This is a genomic window from Microcoleus sp. F4-D5 (assembly GCF_036704885.1).
GTDB lineage: Bacteria > Cyanobacteriota > Cyanobacteriia > Cyanobacteriales > Microcoleaceae > Microcoleus.
The window spans coordinates 89,516-116,147 of record NZ_JAUBSX010000014.1 but is presented as its reverse complement, the minus strand read 5'-3'; the positions used below and the strand labels follow the sequence as shown (position 1 = coordinate 116,147).

The 26,632-nt window shown below is 45.6% G+C and carries 26 protein-coding genes, 1 tRNA gene and 1 pseudogene; 19 read left to right on the top strand and 9 right to left on the bottom strand.

Going from position 1 to position 26,632, the window contains the following annotated elements; genetic code table 11:
- Positions 1–124 precede the first annotated feature (124 nt).
- The 3 genes from QUA80_RS33760 to QUA80_RS09625 form a co-directional block, all read right to left on the bottom strand.
- Positions 125–274 (bottom strand): transposase family protein, encoded by a 150-nt coding sequence (locus QUA80_RS33760; protein WP_445302225.1) that lies wholly within the window; start codon positions 272–274, stop codon positions 125–127.
- 716 nt (positions 275–990) lie between these two features.
- The gene (locus tag QUA80_RS09630; protein WP_333423596.1) at positions 991–1,248 is read right to left on the bottom strand and encodes a hypothetical protein; all 258 of its coding nucleotides are present in this window, start codon (positions 1,246–1,248) and stop codon (positions 991–993) included.
- Between the two features lie 54 nt (positions 1,249–1,302).
- Complete coding sequence (locus tag QUA80_RS09625; protein ID WP_333423593.1) at positions 1,303–1,890, bottom strand: Uma2 family endonuclease; 588 nt, start codon at positions 1,888–1,890, stop codon at positions 1,303–1,305.
- Positions 1,891–2,276: 386 nt separating this feature from the next.
- On the opposite strand from QUA80_RS09625, the gene QUA80_RS09620 reads away from it, so the two are divergent.
- The 3 genes from QUA80_RS09620 to gcvT all read left to right on the top strand — a co-directional run bounded on the left by QUA80_RS09620 (position 2,277) and on the right by gcvT (position 4,042).
- Positions 2,277–2,480: a hypothetical protein gene (locus tag QUA80_RS09620; protein WP_333423592.1), complete on the top strand. Its 204-nt coding sequence runs from the start codon at positions 2,277–2,279 to the stop codon at positions 2,478–2,480.
- Positions 2,481–2,632: 152 nt separating this feature from the next.
- Positions 2,633–2,705 (top strand) — tRNA-Ala (locus QUA80_RS09615).
- 185 nt (positions 2,706–2,890) lie between these two features.
- Positions 2,891–4,042, top strand: coding sequence for a glycine cleavage system aminomethyltransferase GcvT (gene gcvT, locus QUA80_RS09610; protein ID WP_333423590.1), 1,152 nt, complete (start codon positions 2,891–2,893; stop codon positions 4,040–4,042).
- A 181-nt stretch (positions 4,043–4,223) separates the two neighbouring features.
- Here the strand turns inward: gcvT and QUA80_RS09605 are convergent, their stop codons facing one another.
- The gene (locus QUA80_RS09605; protein WP_333423588.1) at positions 4,224–4,991 is read right to left on the bottom strand and encodes an alpha/beta hydrolase; all 768 of its coding nucleotides are present in this window, start codon (positions 4,989–4,991) and stop codon (positions 4,224–4,226) included.
- A 125-nt stretch (positions 4,992–5,116) separates the two neighbouring features.
- Here QUA80_RS09605 and gcvH point away from each other — a divergent pair, with 125 nt between their 5' ends.
- The 5 genes and pseudogenes from gcvH (at position 5,117) to QUA80_RS09580 (ending at position 11,505) form a co-directional block, all read left to right on the top strand.
- A complete protein-coding gene (gcvH, locus tag QUA80_RS09600) occupies positions 5,117–5,506 on the top strand; it encodes a glycine cleavage system protein GcvH (RefSeq protein ID WP_333423586.1) in 390 nt (129 codons plus the stop codon).
- A gap of 444 nt (positions 5,507–5,950) precedes the next feature.
- A complete protein-coding gene (gene gcvP, locus QUA80_RS09595; RefSeq protein ID WP_333423584.1) occupies positions 5,951–8,896 on the top strand; it encodes an aminomethyl-transferring glycine dehydrogenase in 2,946 nt (981 codons plus the stop codon).
- A 191-nt stretch (positions 8,897–9,087) separates the two neighbouring features.
- Positions 9,088–10,488: an ATP/GTP-binding protein gene (locus tag QUA80_RS09590; protein ID WP_333423582.1), complete on the top strand. Its 1,401-nt coding sequence runs from the start codon at positions 9,088–9,090 to the stop codon at positions 10,486–10,488.
- A gap of 5 nt (positions 10,489–10,493) precedes the next feature.
- Positions 10,494–11,123 (top strand): annotated as a pseudogene (locus tag QUA80_RS09585) (RloB family protein).
- Positions 11,124–11,238: 115 nt separating this feature from the next.
- Entirely contained in the window at positions 11,239–11,505 is a 267-nt protein-coding gene (locus QUA80_RS09580) for a hypothetical protein (protein ID WP_333423580.1), read from the top strand.
- 112 nt (positions 11,506–11,617) lie between these two features.
- Here the strand turns inward: QUA80_RS09580 and QUA80_RS09575 are convergent, their stop codons facing one another.
- A complete protein-coding gene (locus QUA80_RS09575) occupies positions 11,618–12,019 on the bottom strand; it encodes a helix-turn-helix domain-containing protein (RefSeq protein ID WP_333423579.1) in 402 nt (133 codons plus the stop codon).
- A 271-nt stretch (positions 12,020–12,290) separates the two neighbouring features.
- On the opposite strand from QUA80_RS09575, the gene acsF reads away from it, so the two are divergent.
- The 4 genes from acsF (at position 12,291) to hcp (ending at position 17,648) form a co-directional block, all read left to right on the top strand.
- On the top strand, positions 12,291–13,367 hold the full coding sequence (gene acsF, locus QUA80_RS09570; protein WP_333423577.1) for a magnesium-protoporphyrin IX monomethyl ester (oxidative) cyclase: 1,077 nt from the start codon (positions 12,291–12,293) through the stop codon (positions 13,365–13,367).
- Positions 13,368–13,378: 11 nt separating this feature from the next.
- Positions 13,379–14,125 carry a heme oxygenase (biliverdin-producing) gene (locus tag QUA80_RS09565; RefSeq protein WP_333423575.1) on the top strand — a complete coding sequence of 249 codons (747 nt, stop codon included), beginning with the start codon at positions 13,379–13,381 and terminating at the stop codon, positions 14,123–14,125.
- 221 nt (positions 14,126–14,346) lie between these two features.
- The gene (gene hemN / locus QUA80_RS09560; RefSeq protein WP_333423573.1) at positions 14,347–15,744 is read left to right on the top strand and encodes an oxygen-independent coproporphyrinogen III oxidase; all 1,398 of its coding nucleotides are present in this window, start codon (positions 14,347–14,349) and stop codon (positions 15,742–15,744) included.
- Positions 15,745–15,998: 254 nt separating this feature from the next.
- Positions 15,999–17,648: a hydroxylamine reductase gene (hcp, locus tag QUA80_RS09555; protein ID WP_333423571.1), complete on the top strand. Its 1,650-nt coding sequence runs from the start codon at positions 15,999–16,001 to the stop codon at positions 17,646–17,648.
- A 150-nt stretch (positions 17,649–17,798) separates the two neighbouring features.
- On the opposite strand, the gene psbA is transcribed toward hcp, so the two are convergent.
- Positions 17,799–18,881, bottom strand: coding sequence for a photosystem II q(b) protein (gene psbA, locus QUA80_RS09550; RefSeq protein WP_333423570.1), 1,083 nt, complete (start codon positions 18,879–18,881; stop codon positions 17,799–17,801).
- Positions 18,882–19,724: 843 nt separating this feature from the next.
- Between psbA and QUA80_RS09545 the strand changes: the two genes are divergently transcribed.
- The 7 genes from QUA80_RS09545 to QUA80_RS09515 all read left to right on the top strand — a co-directional run bounded on the left by QUA80_RS09545 (position 19,725) and on the right by QUA80_RS09515 (position 23,684).
- Positions 19,725–20,099, top strand: a complete 375-nt coding sequence (locus QUA80_RS09545; RefSeq protein WP_333423568.1) for a DUF4405 domain-containing protein — start codon at positions 19,725–19,727, stop codon at positions 20,097–20,099.
- 31 nt (positions 20,100–20,130) lie between these two features.
- The gene (locus QUA80_RS09540) at positions 20,131–20,346 is read left to right on the top strand and encodes a DUF2892 domain-containing protein (protein ID WP_333423566.1); all 216 of its coding nucleotides are present in this window, start codon (positions 20,131–20,133) and stop codon (positions 20,344–20,346) included.
- 21 nt (positions 20,347–20,367) lie between these two features.
- Entirely contained in the window at positions 20,368–20,901 is a 534-nt protein-coding gene (petC, locus tag QUA80_RS09535) for a cytochrome b6-f complex iron-sulfur subunit (RefSeq protein ID WP_333423565.1), read from the top strand.
- A gap of 93 nt (positions 20,902–20,994) precedes the next feature.
- Positions 20,995–21,120 carry a hypothetical protein gene (locus tag QUA80_RS09530; RefSeq protein ID WP_333423563.1) on the top strand — a complete coding sequence of 42 codons (126 nt, stop codon included), beginning with the start codon at positions 20,995–20,997 and terminating at the stop codon, positions 21,118–21,120.
- 130 nt (positions 21,121–21,250) lie between these two features.
- Entirely contained in the window at positions 21,251–22,096 is an 846-nt protein-coding gene (locus QUA80_RS09525) for a fatty acid desaturase (protein WP_333423562.1), read from the top strand.
- A 140-nt stretch (positions 22,097–22,236) separates the two neighbouring features.
- The gene (locus tag QUA80_RS09520) at positions 22,237–23,052 is read left to right on the top strand and encodes a radical SAM protein (RefSeq protein WP_333423560.1); all 816 of its coding nucleotides are present in this window, start codon (positions 22,237–22,239) and stop codon (positions 23,050–23,052) included.
- Positions 23,049–23,684 carry a 4Fe-4S single cluster domain-containing protein gene (locus QUA80_RS09515; RefSeq protein WP_333423558.1) on the top strand — a complete coding sequence of 212 codons (636 nt, stop codon included), beginning with the start codon at positions 23,049–23,051 and terminating at the stop codon, positions 23,682–23,684. Before QUA80_RS09520 ends, QUA80_RS09515 begins: the two co-directional genes overlap by 4 nt.
- Positions 23,685–23,695: 11 nt before the next feature.
- Here QUA80_RS09515 and QUA80_RS09510 read toward each other — a convergent pair whose 3' ends face one another.
- The 3 genes from QUA80_RS09510 to QUA80_RS09500 form a co-directional block, all read right to left on the bottom strand.
- Positions 23,696–24,568, bottom strand: a complete 873-nt coding sequence (locus QUA80_RS09510) for an MBL fold metallo-hydrolase (RefSeq protein WP_333423556.1) — start codon at positions 24,566–24,568, stop codon at positions 23,696–23,698.
- A gap of 372 nt (positions 24,569–24,940) precedes the next feature.
- On the bottom strand, positions 24,941–26,227 hold the full coding sequence (locus QUA80_RS09505; RefSeq protein ID WP_333423555.1) for an HhoA/HhoB/HtrA family serine endopeptidase: 1,287 nt from the start codon (positions 26,225–26,227) through the stop codon (positions 24,941–24,943).
- 51 nt (positions 26,228–26,278) lie between these two features.
- Entirely contained in the window at positions 26,279–26,479 is a 201-nt protein-coding gene (locus tag QUA80_RS09500; RefSeq protein WP_333423553.1) for a hypothetical protein, read from the bottom strand.
- Between the last annotated feature and the right edge of the window lie 153 nt (positions 26,480–26,632).

Sequence of the window (26,632 nt, the reverse complement as noted above, 5' to 3'; positions counted from 1 at the left end):
ATTTGCTCCATGCTCGATTGTTTAACACGCTCATAAATATTTTGTTTGTCTCGTTGAGTATGCCGTCTTTTAACGTCCAAACAATCTAATTTTTCTGTGGGATACCGTTGAGTAAGTTAGGACACTAAAACTGCCGTCGTGGGATTTTTAGACATACAGGAAAACCAAAAACAGACAAATCTCTTACTAAAATTGGTCGATTTTGATGCAGTTTTTTAGTATGATTGCTACAATGATGACAAACAATTCCTTCTGATAAAATGCTCAGTCCCAAGAAAATTTGTCCCTCAACTTGAGTACAAGTTTCAACCCTGACTCCAGGCAAGGCTAATAGATAGTCTAGATGGAAGCTCAAAACGGTAAATGTATTATTAGGTACATTTTACACCATAAACTCAGGAGAGCCATTTGGATGGGGTTCTAGATGTGATTGTAGATGGGATTAAATCGCTGAGAGCATTAGGTGTTTTACCCCCCCAGCCCCCCCTTGCTAAGTGGAGAAGCAAGACGACAGCAGATTAAAAATTACCTCAAAAGTCAACTTCACCATCACAGAAGGCAACCTCAAAGGTCAAGAATTAACTTTTAAATTCCGCACAAATTGCATAATTTGTCGGCAAAAATTGTTATCCTAACATTCCAGACGAAGACAAAAACCGCTCTAATATTATATCAAATCTATCTCCTAATCGGCATTCGCGGAGGTGCTGTTTTCCACATCAAATCTATTTCTTCCGGTGTTAATCCGTAAGCTTGATTAACTAAGTCGGATAAACGGTGTTCGAGTCTCAACGCCTCAGCTTTGCGAGATTGAATGGCCGGTGCATATTCATTATAAGTTTCGCGGACTGCTTTTAGGCCCGCAACGCCGAGAGGATTGGAGGATTTAGTTTGCGGTATTCGCTTTCTGATTTCTGCTACTAATTCAGCAAAAGAAAGGGCAGAAATATCTTCTAGTTTTTGTCCGACTTTATCAATTAAATAAGTTATTTACAGCCAGTGCAAGACATCTCGGTGAGTTTCTTGATTAGTTTTGGCAATTTCAATTAAACGGCTGACAATTGGTTCTACTTCGGCACGAATTGAGTCAGTTGGTGGCGCGATCGGAAGCTTTCCCGTTTTAAGTGCATCAATCCACCTTCCCAATTTTTGGCGGCGCACTTCCATATCTTGCGGGAAGCTAAAAGCACGCAAAGCGGTGTTGAGTGTTTTGCTGTGAAACAGGGCGCGAGTAGAGCGATTTGTCATAAAGTTGAAAAGGCGATAGAGTTAATTTTACAGCAAAAAAGCGGTGGTTAAATCCTAACTACCTGCACTCGTTTCAAATCTAATCCCTTCATAAATTTCGCCCAATTGAACTTGAAACGGCAGGGAAGACAAAGCCAACACTTCATCTGCCGATTCGTATTCACTTAAAAGCCACTTATTTTCCGAAGTCTTGACAAACTGCTCGACATAAAATTTATACTGATCGATTAAAATGTATTCTCGAAACTCAGGAATCGATCGATAATAATCAAACTTATCCCCTTGATCGTAATTTTTCGTACTTTTTGACAAAACTTCAACTATCATCAAAGGATTAATTATTGTATCTGTGCGATCGTCTAAAAGTACGGGTTCGCCTTTAACCACCATCACATCGGGATAAGTATAGAGATGATAGCGCGGTATCGACAACCGTAAGTCACCGATAAAAACCTTATAGTTTTGCCCCCTGAGAGCAAATTTTAAATGAGCATAAAAATTGCCCGCAATATCATTATGATTTGGAGTACCACCAGTCATAGGAACTATCTCGCCATCAATATATTCACTTTTGGACTGGGCCACTTCCTCTAGTGCCAAATATTCCTCTGGCGAGTAGAGTTTTTGAGTTTGGGTTAACATAGTTTATATCCTCAACAGCCGTTCATTTTATTTTAATTAAAAGTACACCTATTTTACCAAATTTGCATCTGGTCAGGGTGCGATCGCACTGCTATCAAATCAGTTATACTCGAAGGCCGATCGCACCCTGACCCCTCAAAAAAGCGTGTGAAGCGCAGCTATCCCGCAGGGAATCCCTTGCTCAAGAGCCAAAAACGCCACCTCTAAAGTTGAGCTAGCTCTCATTTACTTTGCATATTGTAATTATTAAGAAAAGCTATCATTTTTTTTCACTAGCTTTCCGCTGCTCCCTCCGGGTTTTAGAGCAAAAGTTAAATACGCCTGAGCTTATCTGCACGGAGCGAAAAGTTTTGTTACAATAGGTGAGCTGTTACAAATCGTAACTTATGCTGGTTTCTATTTTAATAATTGACGTTGCCCTCGTTGCTTGGTCTTTGCACTTGATTCAGGAGGCGATCGCGCAACGGGAATTTTCACTAATGCTAGCCGGTACTCTAGTTGCTGTCTCAGCAGCAGCTCTGGTAGTCGTCTACTTCCTCATGGGGTCTTGTTTGAGCCATTTAACCGAAATATCCCAACACACTTACTAAATCATAGTAGGGATTGACGATGATCCAGAAGGGAGGAGATGTTTTTTGACAAAAAGCCCAAAGCCTTGCCAGTCCAAGGCTCAAAAATAATTTTGTAAAAACGCTTGACAAATATTGGTCAGTTAAGAGATGATTGAGAGCGCGAAAAGAAAGGGGAATTAGCTCAGTTGGTAGAGCACTACAATGGCATTGTAGGGGTCAGCGGTTCGAGCCCGCTATTCTCCATTAAAAAAACTTAAACAGCGATACCTGCTAGATCCTCGACTTCTTACAGAACTCGGGAATATCGGTATTCTGTTTTTTCAGGTGGGCTTACTTATCGACGATTTATCCCCAAGCCGATCGTCCAAAAATGCGAACTCAATTTTTGGTAAAATCAAAACATTCTACCCGCAACCAAAGCGCTACCTGTGGCCAAGTCAACTGAACCCAGCAATCCAGAGAGGCCGAGCCAACTTGCCCGCACGCCTCTATACGACCTATCATTAGAACTTAAAGCTCGGATGGTTCCCTTTTCCGGATGGGAGATGGCGGTGCAGTACGCAGGCATCAGCAGCGAACACCAAGCAGTACGCCAGCAAGCAGGAATGTTCGACATTTCCCACATGGGAAAATTTGGTTTGAGAGGGAAACAAGTAAGAGAAAAATTTCAACCCTTAGTACCCTCAGACTTGAGCCGCTTGCAACCGGGTCAAGCTCAATATACAGTCTTGCTAAATGCCAAAGGCTGCATCTTAGACGACATTATTTTCTACTGCCAAGAACCCGATGCCACTACTAGCGAAGAACGGGCAGTAATCATTGTCAACGCCGCCACTCGCATCAGAGATAAAGCTTGGATTGCCGCCCATTTAGAATTGAGCGGAGTTAGTTTTGCAGACATCTCCAAAAACAAAGTTTTAATCGCGATTCAAGGGCCAGAAGCTGTTAGTTTTCTCCAGCCTTTTGTGGAAGACAACCTCGCACCAATTAAGGCATTCGGCCACCTAGAAACAAACCTGTTGGGACAGCCGAGTTTTATCGCCAGAACTGGTTACACCGGAGAGGATGGATTTGAAATTATGGTCGATGCCGAAGTTGGAAAAGAACTCTGGCAAAAACTGTTAACTGCTGGCGTTGTACCCTGCGGTTTGGGTGCGAGAGATACTTTGCGTCTAGAAGCAGCAATGGCACTTTACGGTCAAGATATCGATTACCATACTACGCCTTTAGAAGCGGGATTGGGTTGGGTTGTTCACCTGGACACCAAAGGCGATTTTATTGGGCGGGAGGTTTTGGAACAGCAGAAATCAAATGGAGTATCGAAGCGCTTGGTAGGGTTAGAAATGCAGGGGCGGCACATTGCGCGCCACGGCTATCCGGTAATATTTGAAGGCGAAACAGTAGGAGAAGTTACTAGCGGTACATTATCGCCTACATTGAATCGGGCAGTAGCCCTCGCGGTTGTTCCCTCAAAATTAGCTAAAATCGGTCAGCAGTTAGAAGTCGAAATTCGCGGCAAAAACTATCAGGCTAGTGTGGTAAAAAAACCATTTTATCGATCGCCCAATCGACCCAGTTAAATTAAGTAGGTAAGCCTTAATTTAAGGGCGTTGCTCATAGCAACGGTTGACAATAAGGTATAAGTGTAGGTGTTGTTGTGGAACGGGCTTCTAGCCCGTTGCGGTTTCTTTGGTAGGAGTGCATCCAGGACTGATTGAGTTCTTGTGGAACGGGCTTCTAGCCCGTTGCTCATAATTGCGGTCAAGAAGACTCATCTACTAGCTTAGCAAATTGTCGCAAAGTTGCAGCATAGCGATCGCCCGCCACATCTATCAAATTATTATGACCGGCCCCATCAACCCAAAAATTTAATTTCGGCTGCTTCGCCGCTGCAAACAACTGTTCTCCATGCCAAAAATGCACCACCTCATCAGCCTTACCGTGAATCACCAAAACAGGCGATCGAACTTTGCCAATCTTATCAATATTCACAAACTTATCAAAGGGTAAAAGCGGAATCCGCGTCAACACCCGAAAAGCCGAAACAAAGGAACTTTCAACCACCAAAGCGCCGACTTTTTGCCGGGAAGCCAAATCAATTGCCGGCCCACCGCCTACCGAACGCCCGTAAAGAATAATTTGCTGTGCAGGTACTCCCAACTGTTGGGTTAAATAATTGTAAGCAGCCTCAATATCGCGATAAGTATTATACTCAGAAGGCTTTCCCTGACTCGTCCCGTAACCTTGATAATCATAGGCAAACACAGCAAACCCGCTATCTCGAATCTCTCCGATCAGCCACAAGATCGCGCCCAAGTCTTCCGCATTTCCGTGACTGTAAAGTATGGTATATTTAGCTTGCGGGTTAGGAAAATGAACAGCAGAAATTTTCACGCCATTAGCTGAGCTAACTTTGATAACTTCCCTGCTATCACTCTGACTAGATGGGGGAGGTTGAAAAATTAGCCGTTCTGAAAAAAAGAAACCGTAAAAACACAGAAATGCGTAAATAAAAATTATAGATCGCATCAGTCGTTTGACAGAAAATTCTCCAAAAAGCAAGCGTTTAATATTTTTTTTTTCCAGTTAGCCATCACGAAAGGCCAATAATTTAATAAGATTTACTTGATACTTTGTTTATTGGGAGAAAAGACATGGCACAATACCCAGATGAGTTGAAATATCTAGACAGCCACGAATACATCCTACTCCAAGGCGACACAGCCACGATCGGCATCACTGAGTTTGCCGCAAATCAATTAGGTGATATCGTATTTGTGGAATTGCCAGAGGTCGGTACAAAGCTGGAAAAGGACGAGGAATTCGGTTCAATTGAGTCAGTGAAAGCAGTTTCACCCTTGATAGCGCCCGTTACCGGCACTGTCGTAGAACGCAACGATGCCATTGTAGAGGACCCTGAGATGGTGGGGGATGACCCCTACGGCGACGGGTGGCTGGTGAAAGTGCGCGTTGACAATCCCAGCGAAGTCGATGACGCTATGTCTGCCGAGAAATATCGCCAAACGATCGCCGAAGCGGAGTAGTTTTGAGTTTTGAGTGGGAATTTGGGCATAGGGATCGTTGATTCCTCCACAATCCGCCAGGGGTTGAAACCCACGGGGCTCATAGCAGAAGTCGTCTAAAGACGACTAAAGACGACTGATACCAAATCCGGCTTAAATACCGCCTTTATCTCGCTTGCCCGCTACGGCAGACTTCGTTTGACTCTCGACAGCGGTTTCAACCACCGACTTTAATCTACAGTCGTCTTCAGACGACTTTAGCTATGAGACAGCGGTTTCAACCCCTGTCGGACTTTGATGGAGGCAGAAAATCTTCCTGAGTCGTCTTCAGACGACTTTAGCTATGAGACAGCGGTTTCAACCCCTGTCGGACTGTCGGACTTTGATAGACGCAGAAAATCTTCCTGGTTTTCTTAGCAAAATGTTACAAACAAAGAAGCAAAAGTCTATTCAGGAGAATCCGCCTTGGTACTCTACAGCCCTCAACTTGAACCCAACCAGCAGCAAAACCTTGTTTCCCTCGATGGTTTTGCGGGCCGGCACATTGGCCCGACACCCAGCGAAATCCAGCAAATGCTAGATGTTTTGGGGATTTCCAGCCTTGATGAGTTGATTGAAAAAACGGTTCCTGTGGCGATTCGCATTTGTGGACCTCTACAACTTCCCGAAGCGCAAAGCGAGTACAGCGCTTTGGCAGAATTGAAAGAAATTGCTGCAAAAAATCAGGTATTTCGATCGTACATCGGCACAGGATATCACGACTGCATTACACCCCCGGTCATCCAGCGGAATATCCTAGAAAATCCCGGCTGGTATACAGCTTACACTCCCTACCAAGCCGAAATTGCTCAAGGGCGATTGGAAGCTTTACTGAACTTCCAAACCATGATAATTGACCTCACGGGTTTGGAAATTGCCAACGCTTCTTTGCTGGATGAAGGGACAGCGGCGGCGGAAGCGATGGCGGTGAGTTACGGCGCCAGCAAAAAGGGGGCAAAAGCGTTTTTTGTTTCCCAAGATTGCCACCCTCAAACTGTGGAAGTGGTGCAAACTCGCGCTAAGCCGCTGGGAATTGAGGTAATTGTCGGCGACCATCAAAGCTTTGAGTTCGATCGTACAATCTTCGGCGCTCTCCTGCAATACCCCGCCACAGACGGGGCAATTTACGACTATAGGGATTTTATTCGATCGGCTCACGAAGTCGGCGCATTAGTAACAGTTGCTGCCGACATTTTGAGCCTTTGCTTGCTCACACCCCCCGGCGAATTCGGCGCGGATATAGCCGTAGGAAGCACTCAGCGCTTCGGAGTGCCGATGGGATTCGGAGGGCCCCACGCAGCCTATTTCGCCACGCGAGAAGAGTTTAAACGGCAAGTTCCCGGTAGAATTGTCGGCGTTTCTAAAGACGCCAACGGCAAATCTGCTTTGCGTTTGGCATTGCAAACTCGCGAACAGCACATCCGCCGCGAAAAAGCAACTAGCAATATTTGTACTGCTCAAGTTTTGCTGGCAGTGATGGCGAGTATGTATGCTGTTTATCACGGCCCGTCTGGACTGAAAGACATTGCTGAGAAAGTAAGGAGTTTAACAGCACTTTTGGCATCCGGTTTAAGAAGTTTCGGATACAAAATTGGTTCTCAACCTTTCTTCGATACTTTGCGGGTAGAATTGGGAGACAAACCGCTGTCAGAACTTCTAGAAGCTGCTAAAGTTCGCCAAATTAATCTCCGAGTGTTTGATGATTCGACAGTGGGAATCACTTTAGATGAAACAGTCACCGCTGAAGACGTGCAAGAGTTGTGGAAAATTTTTGCACGGGATAAGGATTATATCAGGGCTGACGGGCAGAATGCTCTCAACATTCCGCTGGATGCAGACGCATTGAATTCATATTTGACTTTACCAGATTTTTGCGATCGCACCAGCAGCTATCTCGCCCATCCAGTTTTCAACAGCTACCATTCAGAAACTGAACTTTTGCGCTATTTGCACCGTTTAGAAGCCAAGGATTTATCGCTAAATACATCGATGATTCCCTTGGGTTCTTGCACGATGAAATTGAATGCAACAGCAGAGATGATGCCGGTGACTTGGGCGGAATTTGGCAAGATACATCCCTTTGCACCCCGCGATCAAACTCGCGGATATCAAATGATGTTCGTGCAACTAGAACAGTGGCTGGCAGAAATTACAGGTTTTGCGGGAATTTCTTTGCAGCCAAACGCCGGTTCTCAGGGCGAATACGCGGGTTTATTAGTTATCCGCCAATACCACGAACACCGAGGCGAATCCCACCGAAATATCTGTTTGATTCCCCAGTCAGCCCACGGTACAAATCCGGCTAGCGCGGTGATGGCGGGGATGAAAGTAGTTGCGGTAGAGTGCGATTCTCAGGGCAATATTGATGTTGCGGATTTACAGAAAAAAGCCGAGAAACACAAAAATGAACTGGCGGCTTTGATGGTAACATATCCATCAACGCACGGCGTTTTTGAGGAAGAAATTAAAGAGATTTGCGATATTGTCCACAACTGCGGCGGACAAGTTTATATGGACGGCGCAAATATGAATGCTCAAGTTGGTTTATGCCGCCCCGGTGATTTTGGTGCTGATGTTTGTCACTTGAATTTGCACAAAACTTTCTGCATTCCCCACGGCGGCGGCGGGCCGGGTATGGGGCCGATTGGGGTAATGTCTCATTTAGTAGAATTTTTGCCCAGTCATTCTATTCTTAACAGTCAACAGTCAACAGTCAACAGTCAACAAATATCAGTTGGTGCTGTTTCCGCCGCGCCTTGGGGAAGTGCTAGCATTTTGCCAATTTCTTGGATGTACATTCGGATGATGGGAGGAGTGGGTTTAACTGAGGCAACAAAAGTAGCAATTCTTAATGCTAATTACATGGCGCAGCGGTTACAATCTTATTATCCGGTTTTGTACAAAGGGAAAGCTGGTTTGGTGGCGCACGAGTGTATTCTGGATTTGCGATCGCTCAAAAAATCTGCGGCTATTGAAGTCGAAGATATCGCTAAACGGTTGATGGATTACGGCTATCACGCGCCGACGGTTTCTTGGCCGGTCGCAGGTACGGTAATGGTAGAACCGACGGAAAGCGAATCAAAGCAGGAATTAGACCGTTTTTGCGATGCGATGATTGCAATTCGATCTGAAATTGCGGAGATTGAAAAAGGCAATGTTGACGCGCAAAATAACGTTTTGAAAAATGCGCCGCACACAGCAGAATCTCTGATGGTTGATGAGTGGAATCGTCCTTATACTCGCGCGCAAGCGGCTTATCCGGCACCTTGGACTCGCGAACATAAGTTTTGGCCGGCGGTGGGCCGAATAGATAATGCGTTTGGCGATCGCAATTTTGTCTGTTCTTGTTTGCCAATGGAGGCTTACACTTAAGACTGAAATTTATGCTAAATCTCGTTTGGCTCTGAGTTTAGAGCCCCTTGGCATCCCCCACATCTCCGTCTAGAGAGATGAAATTTGCATAAAACTAGGTATTTAGGAGATTTTTTCTCCTAAATACCTGTTTTAGGCTACCATAATGGGTGAAAGTAGTGTAATCCAATGGCTCCTAATGGGTAAAAACAATGTTAATTCAACTTACTATACAAAATTTCTTATCCTTCAGGGATGAAGTCACTTTTAGTATGGTGGGAGTTAATAGCGACCAACAACATATAGATCACCTTGCTGAAGATGCAGCAGGAAAAGGGCGATCGATATTGCCAATTGGAGCAATCTACGGAGCAAATGCAGCAGGCAAGTCAAATCTGATCGAGGCTATCAGTTTTGCCAAAAACTTAGTTGTACAGGGAACTCGCAGCAGTCAAACTATCCCTGTTTCTCCATTCAAACTGGGTGATTATAATAAGCAGCCTAGCAAGTTTGAGTTTATTTTTACGCACCAAGGCGATCAATACTCCTACGGGTTTAAATTAAATAGAGAGCAAATATTTGAAGAATGGCTTTATGGAATCCCTCAGGGCAAGAAGCGGGAAGTGATGTACTTTGAGCGGGTCACGTCATCAAAAAAAGAAACTACAGTAGAATATGGTTTAAAACTTAAAGGTCGAAGTAACAAGCGTCAACAGTTTCTCGATTTTATTGCAGAGGGAACTCGCCCTAATCAACTTTTATTAACCGAATCTCTTGAGCGAAATGTTGTTATTCTAAAACCTATTTTTGACTGGTTCAGAAAAGTCTTAACTATTATTCCAGCAGAAGCAGATTGTAGGGGCTTAGAAATTGGTATACTCAGTGATGAATCATTCACGGACTTTCTGAGTGAGTTTCTTAAATTTGCAGGAACAGGAATTGATTCCATAGTTACAGAGGAAGTAGAGTTAGATTTTGAGCGGCACTTTCCAACTATGCCTAAAGTTTTAAGAGATAATCTTATTCAGACCCTGAATCAAACAGAAAAAAATTCAATGGCCATGATTGAGAACTTAGGAGGTACAACAAGATTTCTACTGTTTAAGGATGATGAAAGTCAATTAATCTTGATTCAACTCAGAACTCGTCATCGCAGTGAAGAGGGAGAATTTGTTGATTTTTCACTAGAAGAGGAATCAGAAGGAACTCAACGTCTCATTAATTTGATTCCGGCTCTTTTTATTTTAAAACAAGAAGAAGAAAAAGTCATTTTTTTGGATGAACTTGATAGACGTTTGCATCCTCTGCTTTCTCGTAATTTTGTACAAGTAGCAATCAATTGTAGAGACAAAAAAAATCAACTCATTTTTACAACCCATGATACCAACTTGCTAGACTTAGATTTACTACGACGGGATGAAATTTTGTTTGTTGAAAAGAGCGAACAAGGTGTGTCTAATCTTTACTCTTTAGCGGAATTCAAAATGAGACCCGATCTGAAAATTGAAAAAGGTTATTTGAATGGACGTTTTGGAGCTATTCCCTTCTTTGGAAATCCACAAAGTTTAGGCTGGCTTAATTGTGAAGCCGATCTATGCGTGATAAATAACTAATAGCAATGGGAAAAATTAAGCGAACAAAATTATTAGATCGCGAACACGACCGGAGAGATGTAAAACTATTTATAGTTGCTACGGAAGGTAAGGAAACTGAAAAGCAATATTTTGGGATGTTTAAGAGCACCAGAATCAAAGTGGAGATATTAGCAACTACAGAAGATGGTAAATCTTCACCTGAATATGTTTTAAAGCGTTTAGATATATTCAAAAAACAATACGATCTAAATGAGGATGATATGCTTGGGCTGGTTTTTGATGTGGATCGTTGGCGTGACAAAAAATAGAGTGATGTCTGTAGTCAAGCTAGGCAAAGAAGTTATAATTTAGCTATTAGCAATCCTTGTTTTGAAGTATGGTTAACTTTACACTTTGAAGATATTAATACTCAGGATAGAACTTGCGATAATTTTAAGGCAAGACTACGAAAAATTTTAGGAAGTTACAATGGTAGCAATCTGGATATCTCTGCTTACAAGCCAAATACTAAAGATGCAGTAAATCGAGCGAAAAATCTACATCCAAGTTCTCTGCAAAAGTGGCCACCCACACTAGGAACCCATGTCTATAGACTTGTTGAGATTCTGCTGAAAAGCTTGGGGAGTGACTGCTTAATTCAACATCTTCTATAATGTGAATAAAAGATTAGGATAATTTAATTAACATTTTTCGATCGCACAAGCAGTTTTCAGACTTTATCCAAATGAATGCAGGATTTGTGTGGCGATCGCCCTAAAATAAACCGCGTTGGATTATCCTATTATTTTTAGGTGTTTTGGCGACTTTGGGGGTAGTAGCAACAGCAGCTTACATCAAAATGGCATCGCCCAAACAGCCAATCCCACCTTATCTGTAGACGTTAAAGCCGATCGCCATTCAATCAGCCCTGACATCTACGGTGTAAATAAAATTAGCACTTGGAACTTCGGCTTGAGAGTATATAAATATGGTTTTAGGGCAACTTACCCCGCTAATTCTATGACTTTGGTGGCTATTCCAAAGGCTAATTCTTAGCGGGGCTAAACTTAACCCACGGAATTCACGCGCCAGAACCGGAATGATTAAACCGCAGAGGACGCAGAGGACACTGAGGAAGAGAAGAGAGAGATGAATAATTCTGACATTTTTAATCTGAAATTAGACCTGAAGCGTCCATGCGATCGTCCTCAGCATCCGAGTGTGTTAGGGGACAAATACAACTCTCCTGTCCCAGCCACTGCGATCCTACTTGATGCAGGGCTGTCATCACCGGTTGAATTTGGCGACCCTTGGGCGTGAGGGAATATTCTACACGGGGCGGAATCTCGGCATAAACGCGGCGATCGACTAACCCTTGAGATTCCAACTCTCGGAGGCGTTGGGTGAGGGTTTTTGTGCTGATGCCAGGAAGTGCAGCGAGTAATTCGTGGGTACGCCTCGCGCCTCCAAACAGTTCGCGTAGAACCAAAATTGACCATTTATTGTCCAACAAATCCAGCACAAACTGAATCGGACATTTAACCTCTATGCACTGACTTGCTTCCACCATAAACTCCCTTCAAAATGGATATTCCAGGGGTAGATAACTGCGCGATAGCAATCTCAAGCTGGGTTGGACTTCTAAAATGTTTGTAACGTTTTTTTGATTTGCCAAAGCCTAAAATTAATATTTCTTTAGAAATGGCTCAAGCGTCCTATTTGCTTCAATGCTTTACCTCAAGTAACTATAGGATAGCACTGGTAACTGACTTGTGGGCGATCGCGGATTAAGGCAATGTGGTTCACAGTCATCAATTCCGAAAAATCCACTCTCCACTCCTATGGTCAGTTCAATTAGTAAATCGGAGTCTGCTGGTCTGCCATCCGGCATTAAAGCACCCGTTCAAGAAACCCTGTTAACACCCCGCTTTTACACCACCAATTTTGATGCCGTTGCCGAAATGGATCTGTCCGGGCAACAACCGGAATTAGAAGCAGTTGTAGCAGAATTGCGCGCGGACTATAACCGCCACCATTTTGTCCGCAATCAGGAGTTTGAGCAATCCTGGGACAACATTGATGGCGAAACGCGAAAGGCATTTATTGACTTTCTGGAGCGATCCTGTACCTCAGAATTTTCGGGTTTTCTCTTGTTCAAAGAACTCTCCCGCAAACTCAAGAATCGCCAACCGTTGTTATCGGAAGCCTTTAACCTACTAGCACGGGATGAAGCGCGCCATGCCGGTTTCTTGAATAAGGCGATGGCCGATTTTGGGTTGTCTCTCGATCTGGGCTATTTAACAAAAAATCGTACCTACACATTCTTCCCTCCAGAATGGGTAATTTATACTGTTTATCTGTCGGAAAAAATTGGCTACTGGCGCTATATTTTGGTGTATCGCCATCTAGAACAACATCCCGAACATCAAATCTATCCCCTGTTTCGCTACTTCGAGAATTGGTGCCAAGACGAAAATCGGCATGGGGATTTCTTCAAGGCATTGTTGCGATCGCAGCCTCAGCTTTGGAATAACTGGAAGGCAAGACTCTGGGCGCGCTTTTTCCTGCTGACGGTGTTTGCCACCCACACAATGACGGTGTTGGAACGCTCCACATTTTATGACTCGATCGGCATCGACCCCCAGGAATATAACAAGCAGGTGATCGATCGCACCAATGAAACGGCAAAACGGGCGTTTCCCAGTATTTTAGATACTCACCATCCAGAATTCTTTCCCCGTTTGGAGCGATGCGCGATCGCCAATCAGAAGCTAGCAGAAATCTCAAGTAACCAGCGCCCTGCCGCAATCCAATTTTGCCAAAAATTACCCTGGATTGCTGCGATCGTGTGGCAGTTATTGCGCCTTTATTTACTGCCATCGATTAATGCTGAATCGTCCAGAACCGCTATTAATTAGGAGATATTGCCATGACTAATCTATCGACACGCCTCCGAGAAGGCACGATGCAATCCCACACCACAGCCGAAAATACGGCATTTATGAAATGCTTTATCAAAGGCATTGTGGAACCGGAACCTTTGCGTAAACTATTTGCCGATTTGTACTTTGTTTACAGCGCCCTAGAAACGGCTTTGCAGAACCATGTCAGCCACCCGATTATCGGGACTCTCTATTTCCCTGAGTTAAATCGCACTGAGAATCTGGCTTGCGATCTAGCTTTTTATTACGGTGAAAATTGGCTGGAGGAAATTACGGCTTCTCCAGCGGGTTGTGTGTATCGCGATCGCATTCAAACCCTCTCAAAAACCGATCCAGTCCTGCTGATTGCCCATGCCTACACCCGCTATATGGGTGATTTATCCGGCGGACAAAGCTTGAAAAACGTGATTCGATCGGCGTTGTCTCTGCCGCCGGATCGGGGAACAAATTTCTATGAATTTTCCCAAATATCGACACCAGAAGCAAGGCGAGTATTTAAGGAACGCTATCGCCAAACCTTTGATGAGTTTCCGGTGGATGCTGACACGATCGAGCGAATTGTCGCAGAAGCAAATACGGCATTTGCCCTCAACCGGGATGTGATGCACGAACTCGAAGCCGATGTGAAAGCGGCAATTGGGGAACATACCTTTGATTTGCTGACTCGGCAAGATCGCCCCGGCAGTACAGAACGCCACTCTCATGCTGCCCAGCGAGAATCTGTGGCGAAATAGATCGCCCAAGGAAAACAAGATCGATCGTATCTCTAAAATATGCCGGGGCTCTGAAGTTATATCGTTTCCGGTTGCATCGGAATCATAAAATCGAGTCAACAGTTAACACTCAACTATTGAGTTTTTCGACCCCGAGTCAACAGTAAACAGTCAACAGTCAACAATCACGGACGGTGCAACCGGAATTGATATTATACACTACCAAAAGGACACATCAGTTAATGAAACACTTATCACAAACAGTTGAATTTGATGCTGCATTGTTGAATAAATACAACCAGCCTTTACCTCGCTATACCAGCTATCCACCCGCCACAGAATTAAGCACTGACTTCGATCGCAACGCATTTATAACCGCGATCGCCGTCGGCAATCACAAACAAACCCCCTTATCGCTTTACTGCCACATCCCCTTTTGTGAAACCCCCTGTTATTTCTGCGGCTGCAATACCATCATCACCCAGCGCAAAGAGGTGGTAGAACCCTATTTAGGCTATCTCGATCGCCAAATTCGCCAAGTTGCCACTTTGGTGGATGCCGATCGGCTGGTGCATCAGTTGCACTGGGGCGGTGGCACGCCCAACTATCTCGATCGCAGTCAGGTAGAGTGTCTCTGGAACCAGTTAAATCGATATTTTCGGTTCGATGACGCGGCAGAAATATCGATCGAAGTCAATCCTAGCTATATCGATCGCGAATATATTCTATTTCTGCGACAATTAGGCTTCAATCGGATTAGCTTTGGCATTCAAGACTTTAATCCCACCGTGCAGGAAGCAATCAATCGGGTGCAGCCCGAAGCGATGTTGTTTGATGTGATGGATTGGATTCGGGAAGCAGGGTTTGAAAGTGTCAATGTAGATTTGATTTACGGCTTACCTTTCCAGACACAAGCCACATTCCAGGAAACGGTACAGAAGACCTTGCAATTAAATCCCGATCGCATTGCCGTCTTTAATTTTGCCTATGTTCCCTGGATCAAACCGGTTCAGAAACGGATGCCGGAATCCGCCTTGCCGACTGCTGGCGAAAAGCTGAAAATTCTGCAAAGTACGATCGCCCAACTGACGCAAAATGGCTATGTGTTTATTGGTATGGATCACTTTGCCAAGCCTAATGATGAACTAGCTATCGCGCAACAAGCTGGGCAACTCCATCGTAATTTTCAGGGTTATACCACTAAGCCCGAATCGGATCTGTTGGGCTTTGGCATGACTTCCATCAGTATGTTGCAGGATGTGTATACCCAAAACCACAAGCGATTGAAAGACTTTTATCGGGCGATAGATGGGAAGGAATTGCCGATCGAAAAAGGTGTTATACTTAATCAGGACGATCTGATTCGGCGCACAGTAATCATGGAATTAATGTGTCAATTCCAACTGTCGGTGCAAGATTTGGAAGAAAAATACCATCTCGGCTTCGATCTAGATTTTAATGACTATTTCGCTGAGGTTTTGCCACAACTTGATGCCTTAGAAGCCGATGGGTTAATCAAACGTTGGGGCGATGGCATTGAAGTAACGGCGATCGGGCGATTGCTAATTCGCAATATTGCCTCCGTGTTTGATAGCTATCTCATCCCCCACTCAAGCAAACGGTTTTCCAAGTCCCTATGAATTATCGTCAATCGATTTTAGATTTTAGATTTTAGATTTTAGATTGACTTGCGCGAGATAAATGCGGGGGCTTGAGGATTTTCGATTTTCGATTTGGGATTGATTCCACGGATAAATCCGGGGGCTTGTATCACCTTTGAAATTCGCTTGTCAGAGTTGTTAACTCAGATTTGTTAACATAGTTAGGGACGGATAAATACTTTTATCACCGAGTTGTTGCGTAAATTATAACCAATTCAACAAGGAAAAAATCCATGTTCTGTGAACAATGCGAACAAACAGCAAGCGGACAAGGATGCCATCAGTTTGGTGCTTGTGGGAAAAGTCCCCAGGTGAATGCTATCCAAGATCTGCTGATTTATTATCTGCGCGGGTTGGCTCCGATTGCCCTGAAAGCAAAGGAGTTAGGCATTGATACTCATGCAGTGGATGTCTTCACCTGCGAAGCGATATTTGCCACGATGACGAATGTCAACTTTTCCGAAAAGCGGTTTGTTGAGTATCTCCAGGAAGCGATCGCCCATCGCGCCAACCTCAAGGCTCAAGTACAGCAAGCAACAGACAATCCACCCACTTGGGCTGAAATTTCCAACTGGGAACCCAACTTTGACGAGAACCTCGTTGAGCAGGGTGAGCAGATTTCCCTCCAGTTCCTCAGTCAGTCTGCCTCGGATGTGGATATTTTCTCGCTCAAACTCACCGTACTATACGGCGTTAAGGGTCTTGCCTCCTACACCTTCCACGCCTACGAAGTTGGACAGGAAGACGAGCGGGTGTATCGTTTCATTTATGAAGCGCTGACCGCTCTCGATAACCAGACCTTGGGCTTGCAGGAGTGGGTGAATCTTGCTCTTGAGGTGGGAGCCATTAATCTGCGATCGATGGAACTGTTGGATGCCGGACATACCACTACCTACGGGCACCCAATTCCCACGCCTGTTCCCCTCAATCCACGGCAAGGGAAGGCGATTCTGGTTTCAGGACATGACATCAAACAACTCGAAGCCATACTGAAGCAAACCGCAGCCACTGGAATTACGGTTTACACCCACGGCGAACTTCTCCCCGCCCACGGCTATCCCAAACTAAAACAGCAGTACCCCCATCTCTACGGTCACTACGGCACTGCTTGGCAGAACCAAACTAAGGATTTTGCCAAGTTCCCCGGTGCGATCGTGATTACGACCAACTGCTTAATGCCAACTCATTCCTATTATGAAGATAAACTCTTTAGCGTTGGCCCAGTCGGCTATCCCGGCATTATTAACTTGAGTGCGATCGACAATGGCACACCCGATTTTACTCCCGTTATTGAGAAAGCACTGGCACTTCCCGGCTTTACTGAAGATGCACCCGCCAGGGAAGTCACAGTTGGTTTTGCCCACAATACAGTCCTAGGGGTGGCAGATAAAATCATTGAGGCTGTGAAACAGCGTAAAATCCGCCATTTCTTCCTGGTGGGGGGCTGTGATGGAGCCAAACCCGATCGCAACTACTACACCGAGTTCGTCGAAAAAGTGCCTGATGATTGTCTCGTGCTCACCTTGGCTTGCGGCAAGTTTCGGTTCTTCGATCGACAAATGGGCGACATTGACGGACTACCCCGCCTGATGGATGTTGGTCAGTGCAACGATGCCTACTCCGCGATTCAGATTGCTGTAGCCCTAGCCAATGCCTTTGAGGTAGGTGTCAACGATATACCCCTTTCCATGATTCTGTCCTGGTACGAACAAAAGGCAGTAGCCGTCTTGCTCACTCTCTTGCATTTGGGGATTAAAAACATTCGTTTAGGGCCGACATTACCGGCGTTTATTTCTCCCAATGTATTCAAGCTTCTGTCGGAGCAATACAACTTGCAGCCCATTACCACCCCTGATGCCGATCTGGCAGCTTGCTTGAGCTGATCTTGAGTCTTAGTATTCCCACCTTTGCCCACCTTTGGGGCTTTGTTTTTGTAGCGGCGATCTTTGCCATTTATATCTCTTCTACAAGTGCAATAGCACCCCATAAAGGGTGCTATTGCACTACTTATAGAAAGCTTGTCGTTCAAACGCTTAGCTATTAATGGCAGGAGTCACTAGGGCGATCGGTTGAGCTTCAGCAGAAGCTAAATCCAGGGGGAAGTTATGGGCATTGCGCTCGTGCATCACCTCAATCCCTAGATTGGCACGGTTGAGGATATCTGCCCAGGTGGCAATCGGTCGTCCCTGGCTGTCTAGGATGGAATTATTGAAATTTAGTCCATTCAGGTTGAAAGACATGGTGCTAATTCCCAGTGCCGCAAACCAAATTCCGACTACGGGCCATGCAGCCAGGAAAAAGTGCAAAGCGCGGGAATTATTGAAACTGGCATACTGGAAGATCAGCCGTCCAAAATAGCCGTGGGCTGCTTGAATGTTGTAGGTTTCCTCCTCTTGACCAAATTTATATCCATAGTTTGGAGACTCTTCTTCGGTCGTTTCGCGCACTAGACTGGAGGTTACTAAAGACCCGTGCATGGCACTAAACAACGCACCGCCAAACACGCCTATTACACCCAACATATGGAAGGGATGCATGAGAATATTGTGCTCGGCAGAGAACACGATCATGAAGTTAAAGGTTCCAGAAATCCCCAGCATTAGACCGTCTGAGAAACTGCCCTGTCCGATCGGGTAGATCAATAACACGGATGTTGCTGCTGCCACAGGAGCAGAGTAGGCAACTGCAATCCAGGGACGCATTCCTAAGCGATAGCTCAGTTCCCATTGCCGACCCATGTAGGCATAGATCGCAATCAGAAAATGGAACACGATTAGTTGCCAGGGACCGCCATTATAGAGCCATTCATCCAGGGAAGCGGCTTCCCAAATTGGGTAAATGTGCAAGCCAATGGCATTGGAGCTAGGAACCACAGTCGCGGTGATGATGTTGTTACCGTATAGCAGCGAACCGGATACAGGTTCCCGCAACCCGTCGATATCCACGGGGGGAGCCGCAATCATGGCGAGGACAAAGACAATGGCTGCGGTTAGGGCTGTCGGAATTAAGAGGACTCCAAACCAGCCAATATAAATTCGATTCTCTGTACTGGCGATCCAGTTGCAGAATCGCTCCCAAACATTAGCGCGATCGTGCTGTTTGAAGATAGCTGTCATGATTTCAAAAAAATGAGGAAAAGTGATATTGTAATCTGGCTCAGAAACAAGAATTAAATAACATCGATTTTTGGAAGCTATTTAATTCGGGCTCCTGCAAAAACATTTTTACTTTAATCCTCTCTCGTCTACAAGTCAGTTACCGGTGCTGTCTCATAGTTGCTTGGGGTAAAGCATTGGCTCTAATGCTGAAGTTGAGACAATGCTAAAAAAATTATTACGATGTTGTTTTTTGCCGAGCAAAAGAACGCTAGAAGATTAGACCGCATCAGCAACTCGGTAGTGCATCCAAATCTGTGTTGAATGGGTTAATAAATCATTGCGATCGTGCCAGCGAAAATTTAACATTTTTTTCAGAATGTCTGCAATATATTAGCAGTACCCAATCTTTTACTCGCGGTAACTATAGGGGCTTGAACGTAACTATCTTGTCGGCAGAATAGAAATCTGTAAGATTGTTGATTATGTGGTGGTGGAACCGAACCTGAGTTAAGCTCATCCCACGCCTGAAGGCGGTTATGAGCCGTTTAAGGATTGCGATTTGAATGCTAAGGCTGTAAAAATCGAGCCTTTGTTAGATCGAATTAGTATTCCTTATGACCAAGAATTTCAAAGGTGGTACCTGCCACGTGATTTATCCGTGGAATCGATCGAAAATCAAAAATCCTCAAGAAAGAGTATTTATTCGTGGGGTCGCCTCTAAAATCTAAAATCTAAAATCTAAAATCGATTGACAGTAAAAAACTGAGGCAGAACCCAGAAAACCATTTGAGATTTTGGATTTTTTTTTTTTTCTGATTAGCGATTGCTGGCAAAAATATCCAGGCGATTGGGAGTTTCTCTATGGCACGCAGGCGCAAAATTCATCTATTGACTTATGTTCGAGCAACAATTGCTTTGACGTTGCTTGTTGTCTGGAGTCTAGCAGCAATTACTGGCTTTATTTTGGAGTTTTCCCCCAAAGGATATGGAACGGGGCGGCTACCTTTGTTCCTCAGTTTAACTAGATCCCAATGGGGAGATGTACATTTTCTTGTTTGTGTTATTGCTTTATGCGTAACTGTTGTTCATGTATTGCTAGACTGGGGAGTCTTGCGTGGATATCTCCGTTACTTGCTCAACTCTCATCAACATCCTGACTTTTTTGAACAACGATCGCACATCAGAAAAGAGCTTTTTAGTATTCACAACCGACCAGATGAACCAACTCAAAAGTAAAAAAAATTAGAGTCTCTCAAGGAGGATCGCCATGTTTAATAATGTTGGTATGCTCGATCGCCTCATCCGCTTTAGTTTCGCAGGCGTACTACTTTACCTCGGCTTTGGTGTTTATGGAGGTTCGGCATTAGGAATCGGATTAGGAATTATTTCAATTATTCCTGCCCTGACAGCTTTAATTGGAACTTGTCCGCTCTATAGCTTGCTAGGCATTAATACTAAAAACCAGCATCCCCAAAAACATTAAGTCTGCACTCGGAGATGAGAAATGGAAGAAAGTATCCCACTCGAAAATCCTTTAATGTTCAGAAGGCAGCTACTCAACTTTCTCACAGGAGCCGCTGTCGCCGCCACAGCTACTGTGGCTCTTTATCCTGCCGCCAAATTCTTGGTTCCGCCAGCAGAGGGGAGTGAAGATGGTTCGCTTCTGGCTAAAGATATTCACGGAAATCTGATTCCGGCCAGCCAGATTTTAGCAGCACCCCCTGGAACTCGCGCCTTAGTTGCCGGATTGGCTGGGGAACCTACCTACCTCACCGTCAGAGAAGATGGTACGCTCCATCCTTGGGGGATTGTCGATAACTGCACCCACTTGGGCTGTACTTTCCCTTGGAATCCCAATGACAATCAATTTCAATGTCCCTGTCACGGTTCTCGCTATGACCCAGAGGGCACAGTAGTACGCGGTCCAGCACCTCTTCCCCTCAAACTCGTCCGCGTTGCTGTCAAAGAAGATGCGATTTGGATTTCTCTGTGGAAAGAAACCGATCCACGCACGGGACAAAAACCATGGTGGGTTTAGAAGGAAAAGTAGGGCATGAATCGAAGATGGTGGCTAAATCTCAAAAGCTCCTTAATGGGCAAACTGAACCCATGATACATATTTAGATTACCCATGAATGATATCCAAACAATTCTGATTGAAACCGACGAACAGACGCAGATGGCGCGGCAGGTGGCGTTGCGATCGCCACCTGCCGCGCTTTCAGCGATCGCAGCTTGGGATCGAAGTAGCAAGTGAAGCCAGAAACGGAATAACAGGCTGAGTCTTGCTGGAATCGATCGATGTTGAGTTTTTCTAAATGTTTATTGCCAATAGGCTGGCGATGGATTTACCCATCTGCGTAATTTGTTGTTTTGTGAGGTATTTAATGACCGCTAAACTGTTGCCAACAACTCCGACTCGAGTTCCGCTGGATTGGACTGCGGTCTTCTTTTTCACGACTGTTCATGCCCTCGCCCTCTTAGCCCCCTGGTGCTTCTCCTGGTCAGCATTGGGGATGACCCTCTTTTTGCACTGGTTATTTGGCAGTATTGGCATTTGTTTGGGCTATCACCGCCTATTGAGCCATCGCAGTTTTCAGGTGCCTAAATGGCTGGAATATGCGATCGCCCTGATCGGTGCCACGGCTTTACAAGGAGGACCTATTTTCTGGGTGGCGGGTCATCGGCTGCACCACGCCTATACCGAGGATGTCGATAAAGATCCCTACTCTGCCCGTCGGGGGTTCTGGTGGAGCCATATGCTGTGGATTTTCTACCCGCATTCAGAATTCTTCGATTATGAACAGTACCAGCGGTTTGCCCCCGATCTGACACGCGATCGATTTTATTGCTGGCTGAATCGAAACTTTTTGCTGCTGCAAATCCCCTTGGGGCTGCTGCTGTACGCACTCGGGGGATGGTCATTTGCGATCTGGGGTATGTTTGTGCGAGCTGTTTTACTCTGGCATAGCACCTGGTTTATTAACTCGGTCACTCACCTGTGGGGATACCGTACCTTTGACACAAACGACAACTCCCGCAATCTTTGGTGGGCGGCTATTCTCACCTATGGCGAAGGTTGGCACAATAACCACCACGCCCATCCTAACGTTGCCAAAGCAGGCTGGCGCTGGTGGGAGTACGATCCTACCTGGTGGGCAATTTGGCTGTTAAAGAAATTGGGTGTCGCCCGAAAAGTGGTGATGCCACCGGCTCAAAATGGCACACCTTAGAATCACCAACAGGATTTACGAATGAGAGACAAAAAACCCGGTTTCGGCGTCAATATCTCTCAGGAATATCGACTATTTTTCAGAGAAACCGGGTTTTTTGCGTAAGTCCTAATAAAAATATAGGAGATCGAGCTAAAGCCATGTCTGCTGTCACTAAACCCTTCACTTCTGTTTACGGCCCAGTGCAATCCTGGCGCTTTGGGCGATCGCTAGGGATCGATCCGATCGGGCCTGATTCTACTTGCTCATTTAACTGTGTGTATTGCCAGTTAGGTGAGATTGAGCACCAGACTTGCCACCGCCAGATTTTTGTCCCGACTCAGAAAATTAAACAGGATCTGCAATCCTTCCCTGTCGGCGATGCGAACACCATCACCCTCAGCGGTAGCGGTGAGCCAACTCTGGCGCTGAATTTAGGCGAAATACTGGTTGTGGCGAAGGAGATGACTGGGAAGCCCGTTGGGGTATTGACCAACGGCAGTTTGCTGGGCGATCGCGCGGTGTGTGACGAACTGGCGATCGCCGATTGGGTAGCTGTCAAAGTTGATGCCATTGCTGCTGAATCATTCTGCCGCATCAATCGCCCCATGCCAACCATCAACCTCCTGGACATTTGGGCCGGTCTCCTCCAATTTCGCCAACTCTATTCAGGACACCTGGCAATTCAGACGATGCTACTCACCGAGTGGAACGAACAGGATCGGGCAGAGTACATCCGCCGGATGCAAGCATTATTACCGGACGAAATCCAACTCAACACGCCGACGCGACTTTGCCCCCTGACGCATCAGCTAGAAGCACGAGGGAACGATCCGCCCAATGCCTGTTTGTATCCGACAAGGCAACTCAAGCAAGTCCATCCTGAAGTGCTACAGGTTTTTGGCGATCGCATTGAACGTGTCACAGGAATTCCAGTGCGTTACCCGTTATTAAAACAAGAGGCAAAGAACAGATGAAACCTCAGAAAACAAACCCATATTTTCAGCTTTTAGAAATTCCTCCTGGCTATCTCAACATCATGGGATATGTAGACGAGTCGGAAGTGAATGGGCCGGGTTGTCGAGCCACGATCTGGGTGCAAGGATGTCTGCGGGAGTGTCCGGGCTGCTTTAATCCGGCTTCCTGGTCCTTTGAGATCGATCGACTAATCAGCGTTGATGCCCTTGTCCAGCAGATTCTCAGTCACCCTCGCAACCAGGGTGTCACCTTTTCGGGCGGAGAACCTTTTTGGCAAGCTGCAGCCTTGGCAGATTTGGCACGCCAAGTCAAAGCAGCAGGATTAAATGTCATGTCGTTTACTGGCTTCACGTTAGAACAATTGCGATCCCAACAGGGGCCCGCCGGTGCTGAGGAGTTGCTCGAACAACTCGATATTTTAATCGATGGTGCCTACGTGCAGTCTTTGGCAGTCAACTCACCCGATTCTCTCGTTTCTTCCAGCAACCAGCGCGTCCATCTTTTCAATCCTGCTTTTGGGGATCGACTCACTTGGGCCAGCGATCAGATGGAGATTCATATTCTCAAAGATGGCAGTCGGATTTTCACAGGCTACCGGGGTCAAATGAATCTGGCTGAGTCGGAGTTTTGAACCCGATCGCATTAAGCATCTACCATCCAAGCAATACACTTTTGCATTTGATTGCTGATTGTTTGTCGATCGGCATTATACCTGCGGCCGTGTCCCGGCAACACCCATTCAAACGAGTAATTAGCCAAATTCTGCATTGATTTGATTTGTTCCGGCCAAGAATACCAGCAGACTTCGCGAAAGCCAACTAGCTGCTGCAAACTTTCCGACCAAGCAAGATGGTCGCCGCTGAACAAAAACTTGTTATTGTAAAGCAAAACTGTGTGACCTTTCGTGTGGCCGGGAACAGGTATAATCAACAAATCATCGGCTATTTGATGCGGTTCGCTGCCCGACAATTGAATTTCTACACTGCGAGTATCCGCGTTAATTTCGTCAGCATGAAGAATGCGATCGCACCCAAAATGTTCGCGGTATTCTTGATGGTCTGCCACATCATCGCGGTGAGTCAAGTACATATAGCGAATGCCGCCCATTGCTTCTATGTTTTTGACTAGCGGCGGCACAAAACGGGGAGAATCAACTAAAATGTTTCCTTCGGGGCGGACGATTAAATAGCTGGCTGCGGCGTAGGATTTCTCTGAGTGGTAGCCGCAGTGATAGACATTTTCTGCTACGAGTGCGGGCAACAGTTGCTGGGCTTGTTTGATGCTTTTGGGTTTTTCTACAGTCCCGATCGAACTTGTGGGACAAGACAAAAGAGCCGCGAGCGATCGCATTTCTTCAGTTTCATTAGTTGGCTGGTGGTAAACCGCAGACTGTTCTCCTGCTTGAGTAAATACTTCAGGTGCCATCCACCGACAAGTATCGCAGTCAATGCAGGTACTGTCTACATAAAAGTTACCGTTAATATTTTCAGTACGCCTCCGATTAATATTAGCCATTTTTCTACCTCTTAATAACCCATATAAATTATGGTAACTTAGTTTAACTAAAACCCCCGACATCCCGCCGAGTTTAAACCCGTCTCACAGTACAATTCGGTTAAAACTAACATCTTGCACCATTCTCGCTTCACAGGCAAGATGCCTGTGAAGCGAGAAAATCTACTATTTGTGGAACAGGCATCTTGCCTGTTCAGAAAACGCTAGTTGAGAATGGTGCAATATCTCAGTTAAAACCGACTGATTATTACTTCCTATTTATAGTAGCTTAGTCTCAGTCCTATGCAAGAGGACTTTCACTTTGAGGCAGGGGTTTAAACCCCTGCCGGACTCTTGCTTCTGCGTGCAAGATATAAGTTTCAATCAACAATTCTACCGCTGCCGATCCACTGGAAAAGCACCCGCTTTCACTGCCACAGTAACAGGTTGTCCGCCGCGGCTCAATTCAAGTTGCAGATCGCTGCCCACTGTACTTTTCTCGACAATTTGCTGTACGCTGCCAGCATCAGTTACTTCTGTACCGTTGATTTTCTTGATCACGTCGGCAAGGCGAACTCCAGCTTGTGCCGCCGGAGAATTTTTCGCAACTCCCAAAACTAACACGCCTTTATCTTCAGTCAGCCTCAATTTGGTGTTGGGATTTTGATTAAATTCTCTCTTGATTTCAGGAGTAATGCTCAACATCCGAACGCCGAGATAAGGATGTTCGGCTTTTCCTGCTGTTACTAATTGGTCGGCAATTTGTTGTGCTCGATCGATCGGAATCGCAAAACCCAATCCTTGAGCGCCTTGAATAATCGCCGTATTCATGCCGATAACTTGACCGCGCTGGTTCAGCAGCGGACCGCCGGAATTGCCGGGATTGATCGCAGCGTCGGTTTGAATAAAGCTGACGCGCTTGTCGGGAACACCGACATCGGCGCTAGAACGGCCTGTAGCGCTAATAATGCCCACAGTCACAGTATTGTCCAAACCGAGGGGATTGCCGATCGCGATCGCCCATTCTCCCGGCTGTAATTCTTCAGATTTGCCCAAATTCACCACAGGCAAATTGTTAGCTTCTATTTTAACAACAGCCACATCAGTAACTGTATCTACGCCTAAAACTTTGCCGACAAATTCGCGGCCGTCCTTCAGTTTTACCGTCACCGTATCCGCACCGTCAACAACGTGAGCGTTAGTCAAAATGCGGCCGTCGGAACCAAAAACAAAACCCGAACCCGAACCCCTTTCTACCCGATTTCCCGGTTGAATGGGAGATTCCGGGCCGAAGAAGCGGCGGAATTGTTCGGGGATTTCATCTGGAACTTGGTTCTGCACCGTGCGAGAAGAATTGATCCGCACCACTGCCGGGCCGACTTCCTGAACAACTTTAGTGACAAAATTAGAGTCTTGAGAGGGTAATATATTTGCAGGCAATGCTGAGATTGGCGCTGCAGGTGAAGGTTGAGCTTGAATCGCGTTAGAACTTCCAGGAACTTGAGAAGTTAGGGCATTGCACCCAACAGTTGCAGTGGAGCCGAGTAAAAGGAGAGATAAAAAAGCAAGTTTTTTCGGGAAAGCAAAACTGCTAGAACTCTGAGATGCAGGCATATTTTTGGTTGACACAGTATTGATTTGGTGGGAGCTAGAGCGAGAGTTATAATTATGGTTTTGCATTTTTAGCACCTACTGTAATTAAATTACAACTAAAGGTTCTTTAATTTTAATTCAAGCATTGATGATCTCTGCTTGACTGGTGGGGTTTACCCTACAAGCTGGGGTAGAAACCGGACAATCGCAGGCAATTTGTTGATTCCAGCTTTTGAGAGCGATCGAACTGGGCAAGCAGTGGCTAATTGTGACCTGAGCGCGATAATACAAACTACGGTAGCCAGCTCGGATATTCCGCATTTCTCGCGAAAATTTCACAAAATTGATATCCGAAGTCAACAACAATCCGGGACTCACAAAAACCTGGTTTCTACGCCAAATCTTCGTTGTGAGCGATCGGCGTTAACGTATAAACGCGGTTTTTCACTCCGGCTGCATCCACCACAGGAGCTAAAGCACGCGGAAAGCCTC